We start from the raw sequence: 16,220 nt of genomic DNA, 5'->3' as shown, positions 1-16,220 counted from the left end.
ATTGTTTTACCTGTAAGATAAATTATAAATTTTTGTACAATAATAAGTAATCAGCCGCATACTTTACAGTACTTCCTTCGGTCGTGTATAGTTGTATATCCATAATGATTTGCAATACCGTGCGGAAAGCCTCCGTGAAGCGTACCTAACGGGTATAGGCGAATAGTTGACAAAAACTTAAAAATTTTTAGTATAAATTTAATCATAATAGGCATAAGAACCTAATTCTCTTGATGCATCATAATCCTCTTTTATACTCATGGCATATTTATTTTCTGAGTTCATAAATTTTAAACATGATTTTATTGCTTTTTTTGAGAGGGGAGGAACATCTTTTTTATTTAAAGCTTCTTCCATATCAATCCAAATAACTTCGCTATTTTCGCTGTCATTAACTTTTGCATCTCATGAAATATATTCTGCTCTGAACATCAAATACCAATCATTTTCAGTAAAACGCATTGATACTATTTCTTTTGTCTTTACTTTCACATTTATTTCTTCTAATACTTCACGTTCAGCAGCTTCAGCAGGCAGTTCTACTTCATTGATGAATCCTCCCGGTATTATAAGAAGTCCTTTTCCTCTTCCGTAATTATGACGTTCTATAAGAACTTTACCGTCCTTTATTACTACACAGCCGACACCTTTTCCAAATATCATTCTTTCATTATCTAAAAATGCCATTTATTATTCCTCTTAATTTAATTAGTTTTTATCATTATAAAAATGTATTTCTAATATATATTTATCATATTTATTTACAGCAGAATTTTTTGATATTCTATTTAATCCGTAAGGCTCTAAATATAATGCTAGTATATCATCATTTACAGAAGTTATTACTGGTATTAATTCCCTTTCATACAAAGGTATTTTTAAATCTATGAAAATTTTTCTTAAATATTTTTTATTTCCATTAGGATAAGCATTTATAAAGTCAGATTCTTTTTTATTTCTCATTATTAATGGATAATCTGCTTTTATATAAATATTATCCTTATAATTAATATCTTTGTTTAAAACGGTTTTTATTTCTATTTTTTTATTTAAAAAGTTATATACTCCGTCTTTTTCAATTTTTATAAAATTATTTGTTTTTATATCATTAAGTTTTTTTTCATTTTGTTTTTCTATAGTTTTTATAAAGTTATATTCTTTTATCAAATAAAAATTATCCAGTCTTAATCTTATATTGGGCTTATCTGATTTTATCAGTTTTAATATTTCTGAAACTCTTTTCTCTGTTATCTCTATATTGTTTTTTGCTAAAAATTTGATTATGATTTTTTTTATAAAAAGTTCATTTGTATTTTTTATTTTCTCTATATTAAGTTTAGTGTTTTTTTCAGATATATTTTTTTTGTATAATTTATTAACTTTTTTTCTTAATATATATGTTTCTTCATAGCTTCTTTTTGCAAATCTTATAATATTGTTTTTAGCATTTGTATTTATTTCTTCAAGCATTGGTATTATTAAATTTCTTATCTTGTTTCTAGAATAATAATTTTTTTTATTTGAAACATCTTCTCTATGTTTAAGATTATTATTTTTAGCGTACTCTTCAATATCTTTTCTATAAAAATTTAAAATAGGTCTTAAAATATATCCTTTTTTATCTCTTAAACTTTTATAAACATTAGTTCCAGCACCTTTAATCATTCTATAAATTATAGTTTCAGCTAAATCATCTTTATTATGTGCTATTAATAAATAGTCGTATATTTTTTTATTATGAAGTTCTTCAAAAAAATTATATCTGTCATTTCTAGCTTCAAGCTGAATATTTTTTCCATTATAGCTGTTAGGTTTTATTTCTTTAACATATATTTCTATATTATATTTCTTAGCCATATCTCGTGCGAATAATTCATCATTTGTAGAATCTTCGCCCCTTAGATTATAATTAACATGTATTATTATTAAATCGAATGATAATTCATCTTTTAATCTGTATGCTATATTTAAAAGAACTTGAGAATCTATTCCTCCTGAATATGCTACGGCTAATGTTTTATTTTTTATATCGTCTATATTTGAAAGCAGAAAATTATAAGTTTCTTTTAACATAAAAATATCCTAAAGTTTAAATACGGCATTTTTTTCATTAACAATTATTTTTCTTTCTGTCATAACTGCATTTTCATTATCAATTAAATTTTTATCTGATAATATTTCATTGTTTGCATCATAATCTTTTAATATATTTTTTGAATTGGCATAGCAGTAAATGCATCCGTTAGTACAGGTATTATACATTCCTATATCGATACTTTCTATACAATTGCATAATTTTCTTTGGGATTTATCCTTTTTTTCTTTTATAGAATAGCCTAATATTTTTTGTATTCTTTCTTTATCTATACATGCAGATTTTTCTATTCTTATATTTGTTATATTATCAAAATCTTGAGAGCAGGATTTTAATTTTATGTTATTTTTTTCAGATATTTCTTTCATATTTTCTATTAATAAAAGTTTATCATCATCATTTATATTTTTAATATTGTTTTTTATCTTTGAATATATTTGCACAAAACTGAATATGCATTCATCTGTATAACCATTTAAACTATCAGCAAAGTTTTTAAAATTATTTATATGATAATTAGTATCAAAATCATTATTTAAAATAATAGGGTCGTATCTCCATATGATTTTTTCTTTACCGAATAATTTGCTTATAGTTTGAAAATTTTTTATTAATAAATTTTTATCAGGTATATTTTTTTCTATGTTTTTATCATAAGGTGTTATAGTAAAATGCAGATAAAACTCATATCCTAAATCTTTAACTTCTTTTAAAAAATCTATATTAGGATTCTTTGACCAAAATACTATTATATCAACTATATTTTTATTTAATGGTATTTTGTAAAAATTATTTTTACTTATAGGATTTTGAGTAATAACATATTCTTCTTTTAATCTATTCAAAAACCATTTAGTATGTAAAGAAGGTATATCGGTTCTTCTGCTTGCACTTATTATCATTTTGTATTTAGTTTAAAATACGCCCATTTTCTTTCTTTGTGATAATTTTACTCCGTAAGCATCATGTCCGGGATATAGTAAAGTATCATCATCTAAAGCAAATACTTTTTTGGATATGCTTTCTTCTAAAGTAGCAAAATCACCTGTAGGAAAATCTGTTCTTCCTATTCCATAGGCGAATATTGTATCACCGCAGAATAAATGTCCTTTAGTATAAAAACATACTCCGCCTCTTGTATGTCCCGGTGTATGTATAACTTTGAACTCTACATCTTTTAATTTGAAAGTATCACCGTCATTGAATTGTATTTCAGGGCTTTGGCATTTTATAACGCTTCCTAAATATGAACTTACATTTAAACTTCCGTCCTGAAAGAAATCATAATCCATACTATGAACGCAATGAGGAACATCAGGAAATTCTTTTCTTATATCATCGGCACCGGATATATGGTCGAAATGCCCATGAGTATATATTACTTTTACTAGTTTTTTTCCTTCCAATACTTTTTTATAAACATTATAATTATTTAATTGTGCTGCATCTATAATCATAGCTTCATCATCAGCAGTTACAACATAAGAATTCATAGCATACATATTATTATTTATGCAGTATATTTTTAATTCGCTCATTATTATTTCTCCCGTTTTTAGTAAATTATTTTTTTTCTGTATCTGTAAGGAAAATATCCATAGTATCAAGCATTCCAGACATAGTATTATATTTGATTATTTTTCTTGTTTTATCATCTTTTTCTATATAAGCTGCTATTTTAGGAAGAAATATTGAGAATGGTATTCCTTCTATTTTTATTTCCATTTCATAGCATTCTTTTTCTTCATTTTGCATTTTTATCTTTTTTATTCCATTATTTAGTATAGATACTCTTATTTTATTATCTTTGGAAGTCATAGGCATAATGATATTCATTTCATTTGTTGCCTCAAGAGGAAAAGTTCTGGCTATTTGATAAGCTCCGTACATAGAGAATATAGCTAAAGAACCCGGGGCATTTGTATAATTTACTTTGCCTCTTATATCGAATGTATGCTCCATAGTACCGAAATCATAATAATCTATTGTTTTATTATAAATGGTTCTCATATTTACTAAATCTATTTTAGAATACATTTCTGACTTTCTGATATTAGTCATCATACTTTCTTCTAATAAAAATGGATCTTTTAATTTATTTGTTACATAGCCTTTTATAGAAGTTTCTTTGACATTCCAATATCCGTTATTATCTATAGAAGTTTCTGTATATATTATTACAGCATTATTTTTCTTTCCTGATACTCCCTTATGAACAAAGTATTCCTTTTTTTGAAAAGATGGAATATTTGTATAAGAGTAGTATTGTGAAAATAAAAATGAATTTAATATAAAAAAAATTATCAATATGTTTTTCATCTTAATATAATAACCTTAAAAATACAAATTTCAATATATATTTCATACATTTTTTATTTTTAATATATTGCCTTCAATATCTATTATGATTATATTACCATTAATTTCTATTTCATATTTATTTTTTCTTTTAATTATTCTGTATATATTGAAGCTTGTATATTTATCTTTTATAGTTTTTATTACTTCTTTTTCAATAATATTATCTTCAGCAAGTTTTTCTACTATATTAAATGGTATTTCATTTCCGTTTCCTATTATAGAAGTCCATTCTCCTTTTGTATTAAAATTAATTGAACTTCCGCCTTTAAATACTGCACTATACGATGAATTAAATGTTACTTTAAATAAATAGTAATCAGAGAAATATGTTTCTATAAAGTCTCTTGCTTTTTTAGGCAAGTTATTTGCTGAAATAATATCCATAATTATCCTTATTGCTTCTAATAGAAATTAATTTATTGATTTTCTTCGTTCTTTTCTTTTTCTATCATATCTTCCAAATATGCCTTTAAGAAAATATAATTATGAACATCTGCAAGATTTTGATTATTGTTGATTTTTTTATTTAGGAATTCCACTAATTCTTCTTTTGTTTTCATATAAAATCCTTTAATAATTTAATTAATAATTTTTGGGTTAAACAATATAATATTATTTGCAGTATGTCAATCTATAATTAGTAGATAGAATTGCTTAAAATACAGTATTAAAAATGTATTTGAATCTAAATGATTTTAACTTTTTTTATAAATACTTATGATTTATTAATTTTGCAGATATATAAATATACATATTTATTTTTTAAGAATGTAATATTTTTATAAAAAAAATTATATTATTATTTTTAGGCTTTTTTTATTTTTAAAATATTTCCGTTATAGTCTATATAAATATAGTATGCATCATCTACTTTAAACTCATAGCCTTTGCTTCTTTTGTATATATTATTTATGCTTGTATATTTGTTTTTTATGATATTCATGATTTTACTGTCAATAAATTTTTCAGCTGTACTTATCTGTATTATTTTTCTGTTTCCTATTATAGAAGTCCATTCGCCTTTTCTGTTAAAGTTTATAGATGAACCGCCTTTAAAAATAACCATATAATGAGTGGATACTGCAGCACTATACACTTCATATTCGTTAAAGTATGTATTTACAAATTCCTGAATATTACTTGGTAATGATGTATAAGGTATAAATTGAATATTACTTTCATCATCAAAAAATAAGAATGAGGAAGACACTATATATAGTATTAATATTAAAAAATAAAATTTTATATTATATTTAGTCATAATTCTTTCCTCCTTATCTTAATAGTTTTAAATATATATTAAAAGTTAAATATTTCAATATAAATAAAAAGTAAAAAATCGTACTTTTTCTATTGACAAACAAATAAACATGTATATAATACTTCATTACTAATAGTACGAAATAAGACTATATTTTAAAGGAGTTTATTATGATGAATATTCAAAAAATGGATAAGTCTTTTTTCAAATATGTTTTACCTGCTATATTTTCAACTATGCTTGGAGGCTTTTATATAGTTGTAGACGGTTTTTTCGTTGGTAATTCTATGGGAGATATAGGCCTTACTGCGATTAATTTAGTTTATCCTATAGGTACTTTGCTTATGGCTGCTGCTGTTATGCTTGGTATGGGAGGCTCTGTTATAATGTCAACATATCTTGGAGAGGGTAATATAGAAGGATTTAATAGGGCTAAAGTAAATACTTTTATTTCTTTAATATTAGCTAGTATAATATTAACTGTTGTTCTTCTTTTATTAAAAAAGAGTCTTATATATTTGCTTGGAGCAAGAGATGAGGTATTTAAACAGGCTGATTCATATATTACTACTATAATTTTAGGAGGCAGTTTTCAAATAATATCATTCGGTTCTATGCCTATAATAAGAAATTCAGGAAAAACAATTCATGCCATGAGTTTTATGGGAGTTGGACTTATAACAAATATTATTCTTGATTATTTATTTTTAATGGTTTTTGATTTAGAGATGTTCGGTGCTGCTTTAGCTACAATAATAGCTCAGGGATTAGTTGCTTTAATAGCGGTTTATTATCTATTTCTAAGAAAGAAAAACAGAACAAAAATAAGATTATCAGATTTTGATTTATCTATGACAAAGAGAGCTTTGCAAATAGGGTTATCTCCATTTGGTTTGGTTATGGCTCCTTCTCTTATAGTGATATTTAATAATCTCCAATGCATCAAATATGGAGGATATTTAGGTACTACTGCATATTCTGTAATGAATTATATATACGGCTCTATTTTGCATTTGTTTGAGGGAGTTGCAGAGGGATGTCAGCCTATGATAAGTTATTTTAAAGGTGCATGCAGAAATGATCTTATGAGAAAAGTATTTAAAAAAGGTATATTGTTTGATATTATACTTGGAGCTTTTCTTATGATAACAGTATTGATTTTTAGAAATAAACTTGGAATATTATTCGGTGCATCTATAGAAACTAATGCTATAATAAGTTTGGGGCTTCCTATAATATCATCAGGTTTTATACTTCAGCCTATAGTAAGGCTTGGAACTGCATATTTTTATTCATCAGGAGAAAGCAGATATTCTACGCTTTTAACATATATAGACCCTTTATTTGTAAGTCCTTTATGTATATTGATACTTCCTTTATTTTTGAAACTTAATGGTATATGGTTTGCTGTACCTGTATCACAGTTAATATTAGCTATTTTATTTTCATTTATATTTTATAATACGAATTTAAAGAATGATAATTTAATCAATAAAGCAGTTTATCAAAATGAATAATTAATATAAAAATATAGGCTTTAAATAATAACAATATTATATTATTTAAAGCCTATAATTATATTTTTTTATATATACCTAAACAACTACATTTTGTCAATTTTTTTATTCAACTTTTTCCCGCCGCACACGCTCTGCGGACTTCGTCAAAGTTGCTGCCGCAGGCACGCTTCGCGAAAGTGCAAGTATAAAATATTAAATTTAAGCTAAAATATAGCCTTTCGCGAAGCGTATCCGAGCCTGTCGAGGATATAGCTTATTTGTGGCAATACCATACCTAAAGGTACTCCTTTAAGTCGCAGGCACTTCCTTCGGTAGCAAAAGAAGTGGGGTGCGGCACGACTGTGTGCTTCGCAGCAAAGCCCTGCAAATATTTTAAATTTAAAAAATTTATTTTTGACAAACTGTATTTGTTTTAGTATACTATTTAAAAAATTATTGAAGATATTAACATAGAAATAAGTTTAATTATTATCAATGCTGCCAAAGCAAATATAGCAGAAGTTAATATTAATTTATTAGCTTTTTCTATATGATTAGGATTTAAATCTTCCAAATATTCTCCTACTAATGGTCTGTCATATATTTCGCCGTCTTTTATATATTCTCCCCCAAGTTCTATATTCATAGCACCGGCAATACCTGATTCTAATCTTGCTTTATTATTTTTACCATCTCTTTTTAAAACAGCAAATGCATTTTTATATTCATATTTGAAGAATATAGATGCAATAATACAAATCAAAGCAGTAAAGAATGAAGGTATTATATTTAATATATAGCATAATTTGATATTTAATATTCCAAATACATCATCGCTTTTATTTTCATCTATATATATAGTATCAGAAGAACTCTCAGAAAGTACATATATAACTTTATAAGCTATACAAAGAGGAGCACCTCCTAACAATAAAAATATAGCAGGATATATATAATCTTCAGCAATGCTTATTATAGTATATTCTATTGTGTTTTTGATTATTTGTTCTTCACCAATATCTTCTGTATCAATTTCAGCATTTTCTTTTAAAAGAGATTTAGCTTTTTTAATGTCATTTGCTATCATGCTATGGTGTATATAGGAGCTTATTTCCAAAGGCTTTCTAATGCCTAATGTTATATAACATAGAGCAAGTTCTACTATTAATCCCAATATAAAATGAACTTTATATAAAAGCATTAAAATAAAGAAAGGAATTAAGAAACCTATAGCTATAAGTATTAAAGATGATAATATTCCTATTGTATATGCTAATATTTTATTTTCAGGATTTCCTTTTTTTCTAAATAGATCTTCAGCTATAAAATGAAGTCTTGATACAAAGACAAAAGGATCAAATTTGATGTTTTTTATAAATATATTTAGAAGAAAAGATATAGGCAGTATTAATAATATTTTCATGTTGTTTATTCCAATAAAAGTTATTACTAATAATCATCGTAAAATTATAACTTTTCTATAATATTTATATTATTTTTATCATCTATTTCTGCATAATATCCGCTTCCATTTTGTATAAGATAATCATAAAAATCTAATTTTTGATTATCATATCTGCTGAATATTGACATAATAACTCCTCCATGAGTTACAACAGCAGTATAATCTAAATTATTTTTATTCATATCTTCTATTATATAGAGATATGATTTTTCTGTTCTATTGAAGAAGCTTTCAGATGTTTCACCATTTGGTACATTGCTTTTCCAATTAGTTCTAAAAAATTCTTTATAATATGGATTATTTTTTAATTCATCATGATTTTTACCTTCAAAATCTCCGAAACATCTTTCTTTCAAATCATTTATAATTTCTTTGTTCATACCATTAAAATATATATCCGCTGTTTCTAAGCATCTTTTCATAGGGCTGCAATATAGTTTTTGTACAGGTTTATATTTTTCTACTATATTTTTTTTATTTATTAATACTTCTTTGCCAGATTCAGATAATGGAGCATCGGTAGAACCAAGCCATCTTCCTTCAGCGTTTAATTGAGTTTGACCATGACGTATGAACAATATTTTCATTTGATACTCCGACTATAATATTTTATTTTCTTAGATAATATTAACATTATAATGATAGTTTATTTTTTTTCAATGATATAATTTAATTTTTTGGTATACTAATATATAAATTAATAGTATTTAAAAAATTGTAATATAGGTTATCTATGTATTAAAAATACTTTGAAAATCAATTGACAATTTATACAATTTGGGTTATAATCAATAACTGTACAAAATCTAACAAAATTCAAAAAATAGGGTATGTGTATGAATTATGAAATATTAGCTGAAAACGCCCGCTTTTTTACAATATCAGCGGCAATTTTAACATTAGCGTTTGCCTTCTATTTCTATAAATGGATGCGTAAACAAGATGAAGGTAATGACACTATGAAAGAAATAGCTTCGCATGTACGCTCAGGTGCTATAGCTTATCTTAAACAACAGTATAAAGTTATAGCTTTCTTTTTTGCTGGAGCTTTCATTATTTTTGCTATTCTTTCTTATGCATTAAAAGTTCAAAACCCATTCATTCCTATAGGATTTTTAACAGGCGGTTTCTTCTCAACTTTGTCTGGTTTCTTAGGTATGAAAACTGCTACTTATGCATCAGCAAGAACTGCTAATGCTGCTAGTAAGTCTTTAAATGAAGGTTTAACAATAGCATTCCGTTCTGGTGCTGTTATGGGACTTACTGTTGTAGGTCTTGCTTTGTTTGACATTTCATTATGGTTTATAGTATTGAATGTATGGCTTGATAATAGTTTATTTGGCACAGATTTCCTTAATTTAGCTTCTACAGGTATAGCTAAAGGTACTGCTGAATATACTGCTGCTAAAATGCACTTTGTAACTACTACAATGCTTAGCTTTGGTGTAGGTGCTTCTTTCCAAGCTTTATTTGCTCGTGTTGGAGGCGGTATATTTACTAAAGCTGCTGATGTTGGTGCTGACTTAGTAGGTAAAGTTGAAGCAGGTATCCCTGAAGACGACCCAAGAAACCCTGCTGTTATAGCTGACAACGTAGGCGATAACGTAGGTGACGTTGCTGGTATGGGTGCTGACCTTTATGAATCTTATGCAGGTTCTATACTTGCTGCTATGAGTTTAGGTTCTGCTGCTTTCGGATATATTAATCCTGATGTTAGCCCAATATTTGCTGTATCTCTTCCTATGATACTTGCTGCTATTGGTACACTTTCTTCTATTATAGGTGTATTCTTCGTTAAAACTAAAGAAGGTGCTACTATGGGAGAATTATTAAAGTCTTTAAGAGTTGGTGTTTATGTAAGTAGTGCTATAATCATTGTAGTTGCTTTCTTACTTGTAAAAGCTTTACTTCCAAACAATTTGGGATTATTTGTTTCTATAATCGTTGGACTTATAGCTGGTAACGTAGTTGGTTTCTTCACAGAATACTATACTGCTGCTGAATACAGACCTACTCAATGGGTAGCTGAACAGTCTAAAACAGGTCCTGCTACAGTTATAATAGGCGGACTTGCTGTAGGTATGCAATCTACTTTAATACCTGTTGTTACAGTAGTTATATCTATAATATTAGCATTCGGTTTTGCGGGCGGTTTTGGTGCTGAAGCTTCTTCATTCTCTCAAGGTTTATATGGTATTGCTTTAGCTTCTGTTGGTATGTTATCTACTTTAGGTATTACATTAGCTACAGATGCTTATGGTCCTATAGCTGACAATGCCGGCGGTAACGCTGAAATGTCAGGACTTCCTGAGAGTGTTAGAGAAAGAACTGATGCTTTAGACTCTTTAGGTAACACTACTGCTGCTACTGGTAAAGGTTTCGCTATTTGTTCTGCTGCTTTAACTGCTATGGCTTTGATTGCTGCTTATATTGAAGAGATTAAAACTTCTTTAGGAAGAATGATTAATACTGGTAATCTTACTTCTATAGATATAGGTACTGTTCAATACACTGCTAACAGTGCTAAAGAATTATACGACAAAGTTGTTTATAGTTTAGGTATGAATGAGTTTATGAATGCTTTCAATATTCACTTAATGAACCCTAAAGTATTAATAGGTATATTTATTGGTGCTATGTTAGTATTCTTCTTCTGTGCTTTAACTATGAAAGCTGTTGGACGTGCTGCTGCAGGCGTTGTAGAAGAAGTTAGAAGACAGTTCAGAGAAATCAAAGGTTTATTAGCTGGTGATAAAGGTGTAAAAGCTGATTATGAAAAAGCAGTTCAAATCTGTACTAAATCAGCTCAGAAAGAAATGATTGTTCCTTCTGTATTAGCAATCATTGTACCTGTTGTAGTTGGTTTCTTATTTGGAGTACCTGCTGTTATAGGTATGTTAGTAGGAGGTTTAACTGCTGGATTTGCTATGGCTGTTATGATGTCTAATGCTGGCGGTGCTTGGGACAATGCTAAAAAATACATTGAAGCTGGTAATTTAGGCGGTAAAAAAATAATTGATCCAAAAACTGGAGAAAAAATTACTAACCCTAACCATGCTGCTGCTGTTATAGGTGATACAGTTGGTGACCCATTCAAAGATACTTCCGGACCTTCTATCAACATTCTTATCAAATTAATGAGCTTGATAAGTGTTGTATTCGCTGGTGCTATAGTTGCTTTCTCACCAAAAATTCAAGCAATATTAGGTATTGCTGATCAAATTATTAAGTAATCAATTTTATTTAATATAAATTATAAGCTGTCTGACTTCAATAAAAAGTTGGGCAGCTTTTTTATTTTTTATAATATTTGTTGTAAAAAAAAATTTTTAGAAAAATGTGTAAAAGTAAAAAAATATTTTAGATTTTTATTGACTTTATCAGTTTTTAATTTATAATCATCTTTTATTCAAGAGTTTAAATATATCAATTTTTTGTTTTAATAATGAAACTATTATAATAGCAGATACTATATTTTTACTGCTTATAGCCTTTGTTAAAAATTTTTATTATCAATATTACACATTTATAGAAAATAAAATAATTTTATAAAAGGAAAATATATGAAAAAAATACATTCTATAAGGGTACAAATGCCTATAGCCATAAGCATTTTAAGTACATTTTTTTTAGTCTTGATAGTAGCAATATTATCATACAGATCACATGCAATAGTTAAAGATTCAACATTATCTGGCTTTGATAATACAGTAAATGGTTATAAAGATATGCTAGATGTTTGGCTTGATGATAGTATAAATTTAATAAAAACTTATGCAGTATCCCCTATAGTAAGAAATTATTTAGTAAATAGAGAGATTGATATAAGAACCACTCTTACCGAATTTGAGGCTATTAATGAATATGTACTTGATATAGGTATAACAGATACAAATGGAATAATTTTAGATAATGTTAATAGTGTAAAGATAGGAGAAAATATAACAACAGTAAGACCTAACATTTTAAATATATTAAAAAATAATAATAATGAGGCATCTTTTGATGATGGAATACAGAGATCTAGTGCTGATAATAAATGGTCATTGGCTGTTATTTGCGGAGTGAAATATAATGGAGAATATGTTGGAAATGTATATATGATTATGGATTGGGAGGATTTAGCCATTAAACTTCAGGAATTAAAATTGCCTGAAAGAACGAGAATATTTGCAATTGATGATAATAATATTGTTGTATTAGATACTAAAAATGAAATTAATACGGAAGCTAATGAGGCATATACTTCAATAATAAAAGGAGGAATGTATTCTGGAGTTATGAATTATATATCTTCTGTAAGCAATGATCCTAGGACTGCGGTTTACAGCAGACTCGAAAATTTGGATTGGTATTTAATTATGGCTATGGATGATAAGGTTATTTATAAGGCTAATAATGATTCTATATTCATATCTATAATTATATGTATTTTATCTATTATTTTTATAAATGTATTTGCTTTTCTTTATATTAAAAAAGTTACTCATCCTCTTAAAGTTTTAATGCAGCATGCTACTAGTATATCAGAAGGAAATATAAACGCCCGTATTAAAGATAATTATGGAAAAGATGAATTTGGACAATTGGAAAAAGTATTTGATGTTATGAGCAGCAAATTGGCTGAGGTTGTTTCTAATGTTAATGATGCTTCAAGGGAAATAATGACAGCAGCACAAAGTATGATGGAAAGCAGTAATGAATTATCTGTAAGAACTGATTCTCAGTCATCTAGTTTGGAAGAAACAGCAGCAAGTATTGAAGAAATGGTTTCTAATATAAAAACTTCTGCTGAAAAATCTTTGCTTGGAAAAAATATGATGTCAGAATCTATGCAGTATATAGAAGATGCAGCCAATATAATTGCTCAAACTGCTTCAAATATAGAAGAAGTTTATCAGTCTAGTGAGAAAATAAAAGATATTACAAAGATTATTGAAGACATTGCCTTTCAAACTAATATATTAGCTCTTAATGCTTCAGTAGAGGCGGCACGTGCGGGAGATCAAGGAAAGGGATTTGCTGTAGTTGCTTCAGAAGTTAGAAATCTTGCTCAAACTACCCAGGCTTCGGTTAAAGATATCACTGAATTAGTAGATAATACTTCTCAGAAAATAGATACGGCTACTCAAACTGCAAAACAATCTCAGGAAATATTCGTTGATTTACAGAATAAAGTATCTGATACCTCTAAATTAATGGAGACTATTACATCAAATGCATTAGAGCAGGAATCAGGAACTAATCAGATAAGTATAGAAGTAAATAATATGGAATCTGCTACAACTCAAAATGCTGCTTTAGCTGAAAACTCAAATGAAATTTCAAAGAGCTTGGTTGAAAAAGCAGAGTTTTTAGAAAGAAGTATTGAGTTTTTTAAGATTTCACATAATTAATTTTTATTTAATGTAAATATAAGCTGTCTGACTTTAATTAGTTAGGCAGCTTTTTTATTTAAATATGAATTATAATTCTTTTTATTATAGAATAATTGTTAAATAATGGTAATTTTATATTTATTAATAATACTAATCATACTTAATATTATTAATTTTAGGTATTTACGATATCATTTTTGTTTTGTTATTTTTAATATAAAGTTTTTGTATTTATTATGAAGTTTGTAAAATATTTTTTATTTGTAAACATTTTAATTATAACTATTACATATAGTGCATTTGCTAGTTTAGAGATAAATTTTCAAGGACATTATGGAATTACTTTTCCGTTTAATTTTATAAAAGTAAATGATAATTATAAAAACACTATTTATGACAGCGTTAAAGGTACTTTAGGTTTTGAAGGAGCTGTATTTTTCCAAATAGGAAATTATTTTAAATTATTTGAAGATGATTATACGAGTATTATTAAGGGTGTGAGTTTATTTGTAGATATTGGTTTTAGTATTAATGCTTTGATGTCTGATTATAAAGAAAATAATAGAAAATATACAGAGATACTTGGATTTTATTCTATGATGGTTGGGGCTACTGTTAAATTAAATTTCAGTAAAATGTCTATAGGGTTTGGTACCGGAATAATAGCTCCTTTATATGCTATGGAATCTTCAAGTAAATACGGAGGGGTTATAGCTTCACCTAATTTGGATAATTGGAATGTTGATGATATGAGAAATCTATTTAAAGCTCCTATAATGCCTTATATAAAACTTACTGTTGAAGGATTTTTATATTTAGCTCCTAATTTTGCTTTTACTATAGGAGGATATATTATGTATAATTTTGGTATGCAGTATAAAACTGATGTTGTTAATAATAATTTAGGCGGCAATATATATAATCAATATAATTTCTCCGATCTTTCTATTGGTTTAATTTTAGGTATATCTTTTGGAAGAAGTGATGGATCTAATTAAAAAACTATAGTTTTGACAAATTAATTTTTTTTTGTATAATAAAATCAAAATCTAATTTGGATGCATTTAATGAATATCTTTGATGATGCAAGCTTGCTTTATACAGTTGCTAAATATTATTATATAGATGATTATTCCCAAAGCGAAATAGCTAAAATTTTAAATATATCAAGACCTCAAATATCAAGATTATTAAAAAGAGCCAGAGAATTAGAAATAGTAAAAATAGAAATATCCATGCCTAATAATATTAAAGATGAAAGCAAGGCAGAAAAGATAAAAAAATATTTGAATCTTAAAGATGTTTTGATAGTAGAAGATTCAAATGATAATAAACTTTTATATGTAAAAGCATCAGAGTATTTATCTGCTTTAATAGAAAATAGTAAAAAAATAGGAGTAGGGTGGAATGAAACCCTATACAATATTTCTATAGAATTAAAATATAATGACTCAGATAAACAAAAAGTATTTTATCCGCTTATAGGAAATTTAGGAAATAATAATAATCCTTATTTACAAATTACTACTATAGTTGATAGATTTGCTGAAAAATTCAATTCAAAAGCTTATTTCAATAATTATCCTGCATTGATAGAAAAAAAATCTCTTAATAATAATGACCTTGAAAAATTAGAGGAGTTCAAAAAATTTTGGTCTGATTTAGATGTTGCTGTAATAGGTTTAAGCAGCAGGAGAGAATCTTATCAATCATATATATCCGATATACCAAAAGTAGATAAATTAAATATTGATGAAATAGAAGGAATAATATTAGGAAGTTTTTTCATGAACAATGGAGAAACTTTTAATTATCCTGATAAATATTATATAAACTCTATAATGCTTTCAGAATTAAAAAAGATTAAAGATATAGTTTGTATAGTTTCCGGAGTAAAAAAAATAGATATTATTAAATTTGTAGCTATGAAGAAGTATTTTAATATTTTAATAACCGATGAAGCTACAGCAGACTCTATAATATCAAACTTCAATTTATGATATACTGAAAATTTTTAAGTTTGTCAATTTTTTTATTCAACTTTTTCCCGCCGCATACCAAAGGTGGACTTCGTCAAAGTTGCTGCATACCTAAAATGTACTTCGTAAAAAAAAGCAATTGTTAAACTTTATATTTTAAGAATATGTATTAAATATAGTAT

General features: G+C 26.7%; 16 protein-coding genes. 5 read left to right on the top strand and 11 right to left on the bottom strand.

Translation table 11 applies throughout. The annotated features are described in order from the left end of the window. Positions 1-198: 198 nt before the first annotated feature. From BRSU_RS14870 to BRSU_RS10430, 9 genes are all read right to left on the bottom strand, one after another. Entirely contained in the window at positions 199-357 is a 159-nt protein-coding gene (locus BRSU_RS14870) for a hypothetical protein (RefSeq protein WP_245158091.1), read from the bottom strand. Positions 358-405: 48 nt separating this feature from the next. Further along, positions 406-687, bottom strand: coding sequence for an NUDIX domain-containing protein (locus tag BRSU_RS14865; protein WP_245158090.1), 282 nt, complete (start codon positions 685-687; stop codon positions 406-408). Between the two features lie 21 nt (positions 688-708). Next, positions 709-2,073 (bottom strand): tRNA lysidine(34) synthetase TilS, encoded by a 1,365-nt coding sequence (gene tilS, locus BRSU_RS10455; protein WP_048595310.1) that lies wholly within the window; start codon positions 2,071-2,073, stop codon positions 709-711. Positions 2,074-2,082: 9 nt separating this feature from the next. Next, complete coding sequence (locus BRSU_RS10450; protein WP_048595309.1) at positions 2,083-2,997, bottom strand: DUF1848 domain-containing protein; 915 nt, start codon at positions 2,995-2,997, stop codon at positions 2,083-2,085. A gap of 12 nt (positions 2,998-3,009) precedes the next feature. Beyond that, positions 3,010-3,633: an MBL fold metallo-hydrolase gene (locus BRSU_RS10445; protein ID WP_048595308.1), complete on the bottom strand. Its 624-nt coding sequence runs from the start codon at positions 3,631-3,633 to the stop codon at positions 3,010-3,012. A gap of 25 nt (positions 3,634-3,658) precedes the next feature. Beyond that, the gene (locus BRSU_RS10440; RefSeq protein WP_048595307.1) at positions 3,659-4,414 is read right to left on the bottom strand and encodes a lipocalin/fatty acid-binding family protein; all 756 of its coding nucleotides are present in this window, start codon (positions 4,412-4,414) and stop codon (positions 3,659-3,661) included. Positions 4,415-4,456: 42 nt separating this feature from the next. After that, entirely contained in the window at positions 4,457-4,840 is a 384-nt protein-coding gene (locus tag BRSU_RS10435; RefSeq protein ID WP_048595306.1) for a PepSY-like domain-containing protein, read from the bottom strand. A gap of 32 nt (positions 4,841-4,872) precedes the next feature. After that, positions 4,873-5,016, bottom strand: a complete 144-nt coding sequence (locus BRSU_RS14600; protein WP_167336130.1) for a hypothetical protein — start codon at positions 5,014-5,016, stop codon at positions 4,873-4,875. Between the two features lie 245 nt (positions 5,017-5,261). Then, complete coding sequence (locus BRSU_RS10430) at positions 5,262-5,717, bottom strand: PepSY-like domain-containing protein (RefSeq protein ID WP_048595305.1); 456 nt, start codon at positions 5,715-5,717, stop codon at positions 5,262-5,264. 170 nt (positions 5,718-5,887) lie between these two features. Here BRSU_RS10430 and BRSU_RS10425 point away from each other — a divergent pair, with 170 nt between their 5' ends. Then, positions 5,888-7,234, top strand: a complete 1,347-nt coding sequence (locus BRSU_RS10425) for an MATE family efflux transporter (RefSeq protein ID WP_048595304.1) — start codon at positions 5,888-5,890, stop codon at positions 7,232-7,234. A gap of 427 nt (positions 7,235-7,661) precedes the next feature. On the opposite strand, the gene BRSU_RS10420 is transcribed toward BRSU_RS10425, so the two are convergent. Together BRSU_RS10420 and BRSU_RS10415 are read right to left on the bottom strand one after the other, a co-directional pair. After that, positions 7,662-8,639, bottom strand: coding sequence for a cobalamin biosynthesis protein CobD/CbiB (locus BRSU_RS10420; protein ID WP_048595303.1), 978 nt, complete (start codon positions 8,637-8,639; stop codon positions 7,662-7,664). A gap of 44 nt (positions 8,640-8,683) precedes the next feature. Further along, the gene (locus tag BRSU_RS10415) at positions 8,684-9,268 is read right to left on the bottom strand and encodes a histidine phosphatase family protein (protein WP_048595302.1); all 585 of its coding nucleotides are present in this window, start codon (positions 9,266-9,268) and stop codon (positions 8,684-8,686) included. Positions 9,269-9,517: 249 nt separating this feature from the next. Between BRSU_RS10415 and BRSU_RS10410 the strand changes: the two genes are divergently transcribed. The 4 genes from BRSU_RS10410 (at position 9,518) to BRSU_RS10395 (ending at position 16,059) form a co-directional block, all read left to right on the top strand. After that, positions 9,518-11,914: a sodium-translocating pyrophosphatase gene (locus tag BRSU_RS10410; protein WP_048595301.1), complete on the top strand. Its 2,397-nt coding sequence runs from the start codon at positions 9,518-9,520 to the stop codon at positions 11,912-11,914. Between the two features lie 330 nt (positions 11,915-12,244). After that, a complete protein-coding gene (locus BRSU_RS10405; RefSeq protein ID WP_048595300.1) occupies positions 12,245-14,077 on the top strand; it encodes a methyl-accepting chemotaxis protein in 1,833 nt (610 codons plus the stop codon). Between the two features lie 218 nt (positions 14,078-14,295). Further along, entirely contained in the window at positions 14,296-15,057 is a 762-nt protein-coding gene (locus BRSU_RS10400; RefSeq protein ID WP_048595299.1) for a hypothetical protein, read from the top strand. A 69-nt stretch (positions 15,058-15,126) separates the two neighbouring features. Continuing rightward, a complete protein-coding gene (locus BRSU_RS10395) occupies positions 15,127-16,059 on the top strand; it encodes a sugar-binding transcriptional regulator (protein WP_048595298.1) in 933 nt (310 codons plus the stop codon). The last annotated feature ends 161 nt before the right edge of the window (positions 16,060-16,220 follow it).

The organism is Brachyspira suanatina, from assembly GCF_001049755.1.
GTDB lineage: Bacteria > Spirochaetota > Brachyspiria > Brachyspirales > Brachyspiraceae > Brachyspira > Brachyspira suanatina.
Note: the sequence above shows the minus strand (reverse complement) of the source record. Positions and strands in the feature narration are given on the sequence as shown.

Excerpts from the sequence above, each read along its gene's own strand:
- BRSU_RS10415 (WP_048595302.1), bottom strand. The coding sequence starts at position 9,268 with ATGAAAATATTGTTCATACGTCATGGTCAAACTCAATTAAACGCTGAA.
- BRSU_RS10435 (WP_048595306.1), bottom strand. The coding sequence starts at position 4,840 with ATGGATATTATTTCAGCAAATAACTTGCCTAAAAAAGCAAGAGACTTT.
- BRSU_RS10430 (WP_048595305.1), bottom strand. The coding sequence starts at position 5,717 with ATGACTAAATATAATATAAAATTTTATTTTTTAATATTAATACTATAT.
- tilS (WP_048595310.1), bottom strand. The coding sequence starts at position 2,073 with ATGTTAAAAGAAACTTATAATTTTCTGCTTTCAAATATAGACGATATA.
- BRSU_RS10440 (WP_048595307.1), bottom strand. The coding sequence starts at position 4,414 with ATGAAAAACATATTGATAATTTTTTTTATATTAAATTCATTTTTATTT.
- BRSU_RS10445 (WP_048595308.1), bottom strand. The coding sequence starts at position 3,633 with ATGAGCGAATTAAAAATATACTGCATAAATAATAATATGTATGCTATG.
- BRSU_RS10450 (WP_048595309.1), bottom strand. The coding sequence starts at position 2,997 with ATGATAATAAGTGCAAGCAGAAGAACCGATATACCTTCTTTACATACT.
- BRSU_RS10405 (WP_048595300.1), top strand. The coding sequence starts at position 12,245 with ATGAAAAAAATACATTCTATAAGGGTACAAATGCCTATAGCCATAAGC.
- BRSU_RS10410 (WP_048595301.1), top strand. The coding sequence starts at position 9,518 with ATGAATTATGAAATATTAGCTGAAAACGCCCGCTTTTTTACAATATCA.
- BRSU_RS10395 (WP_048595298.1), top strand. The coding sequence starts at position 15,127 with ATGAATATCTTTGATGATGCAAGCTTGCTTTATACAGTTGCTAAATAT.
- BRSU_RS10400 (WP_048595299.1), top strand. The coding sequence starts at position 14,296 with ATGAAGTTTGTAAAATATTTTTTATTTGTAAACATTTTAATTATAACT.
- BRSU_RS14870 (WP_245158091.1), bottom strand. The coding sequence starts at position 357 with ATGGAAGAAGCTTTAAATAAAAAAGATGTTCCTCCCCTCTCAAAAAAA.
- BRSU_RS14600 (WP_167336130.1), bottom strand. The coding sequence starts at position 5,016 with ATGAAAACAAAAGAAGAATTAGTGGAATTCCTAAATAAAAAAATCAAC.
- BRSU_RS14865 (WP_245158090.1), bottom strand. The coding sequence starts at position 687 with ATGGCATTTTTAGATAATGAAAGAATGATATTTGGAAAAGGTGTCGGC.
- BRSU_RS10425 (WP_048595304.1), top strand. The coding sequence starts at position 5,888 with ATGATGAATATTCAAAAAATGGATAAGTCTTTTTTCAAATATGTTTTA.
- BRSU_RS10420 (WP_048595303.1), bottom strand. The coding sequence starts at position 8,639 with ATGAAAATATTATTAATACTGCCTATATCTTTTCTTCTAAATATATTT.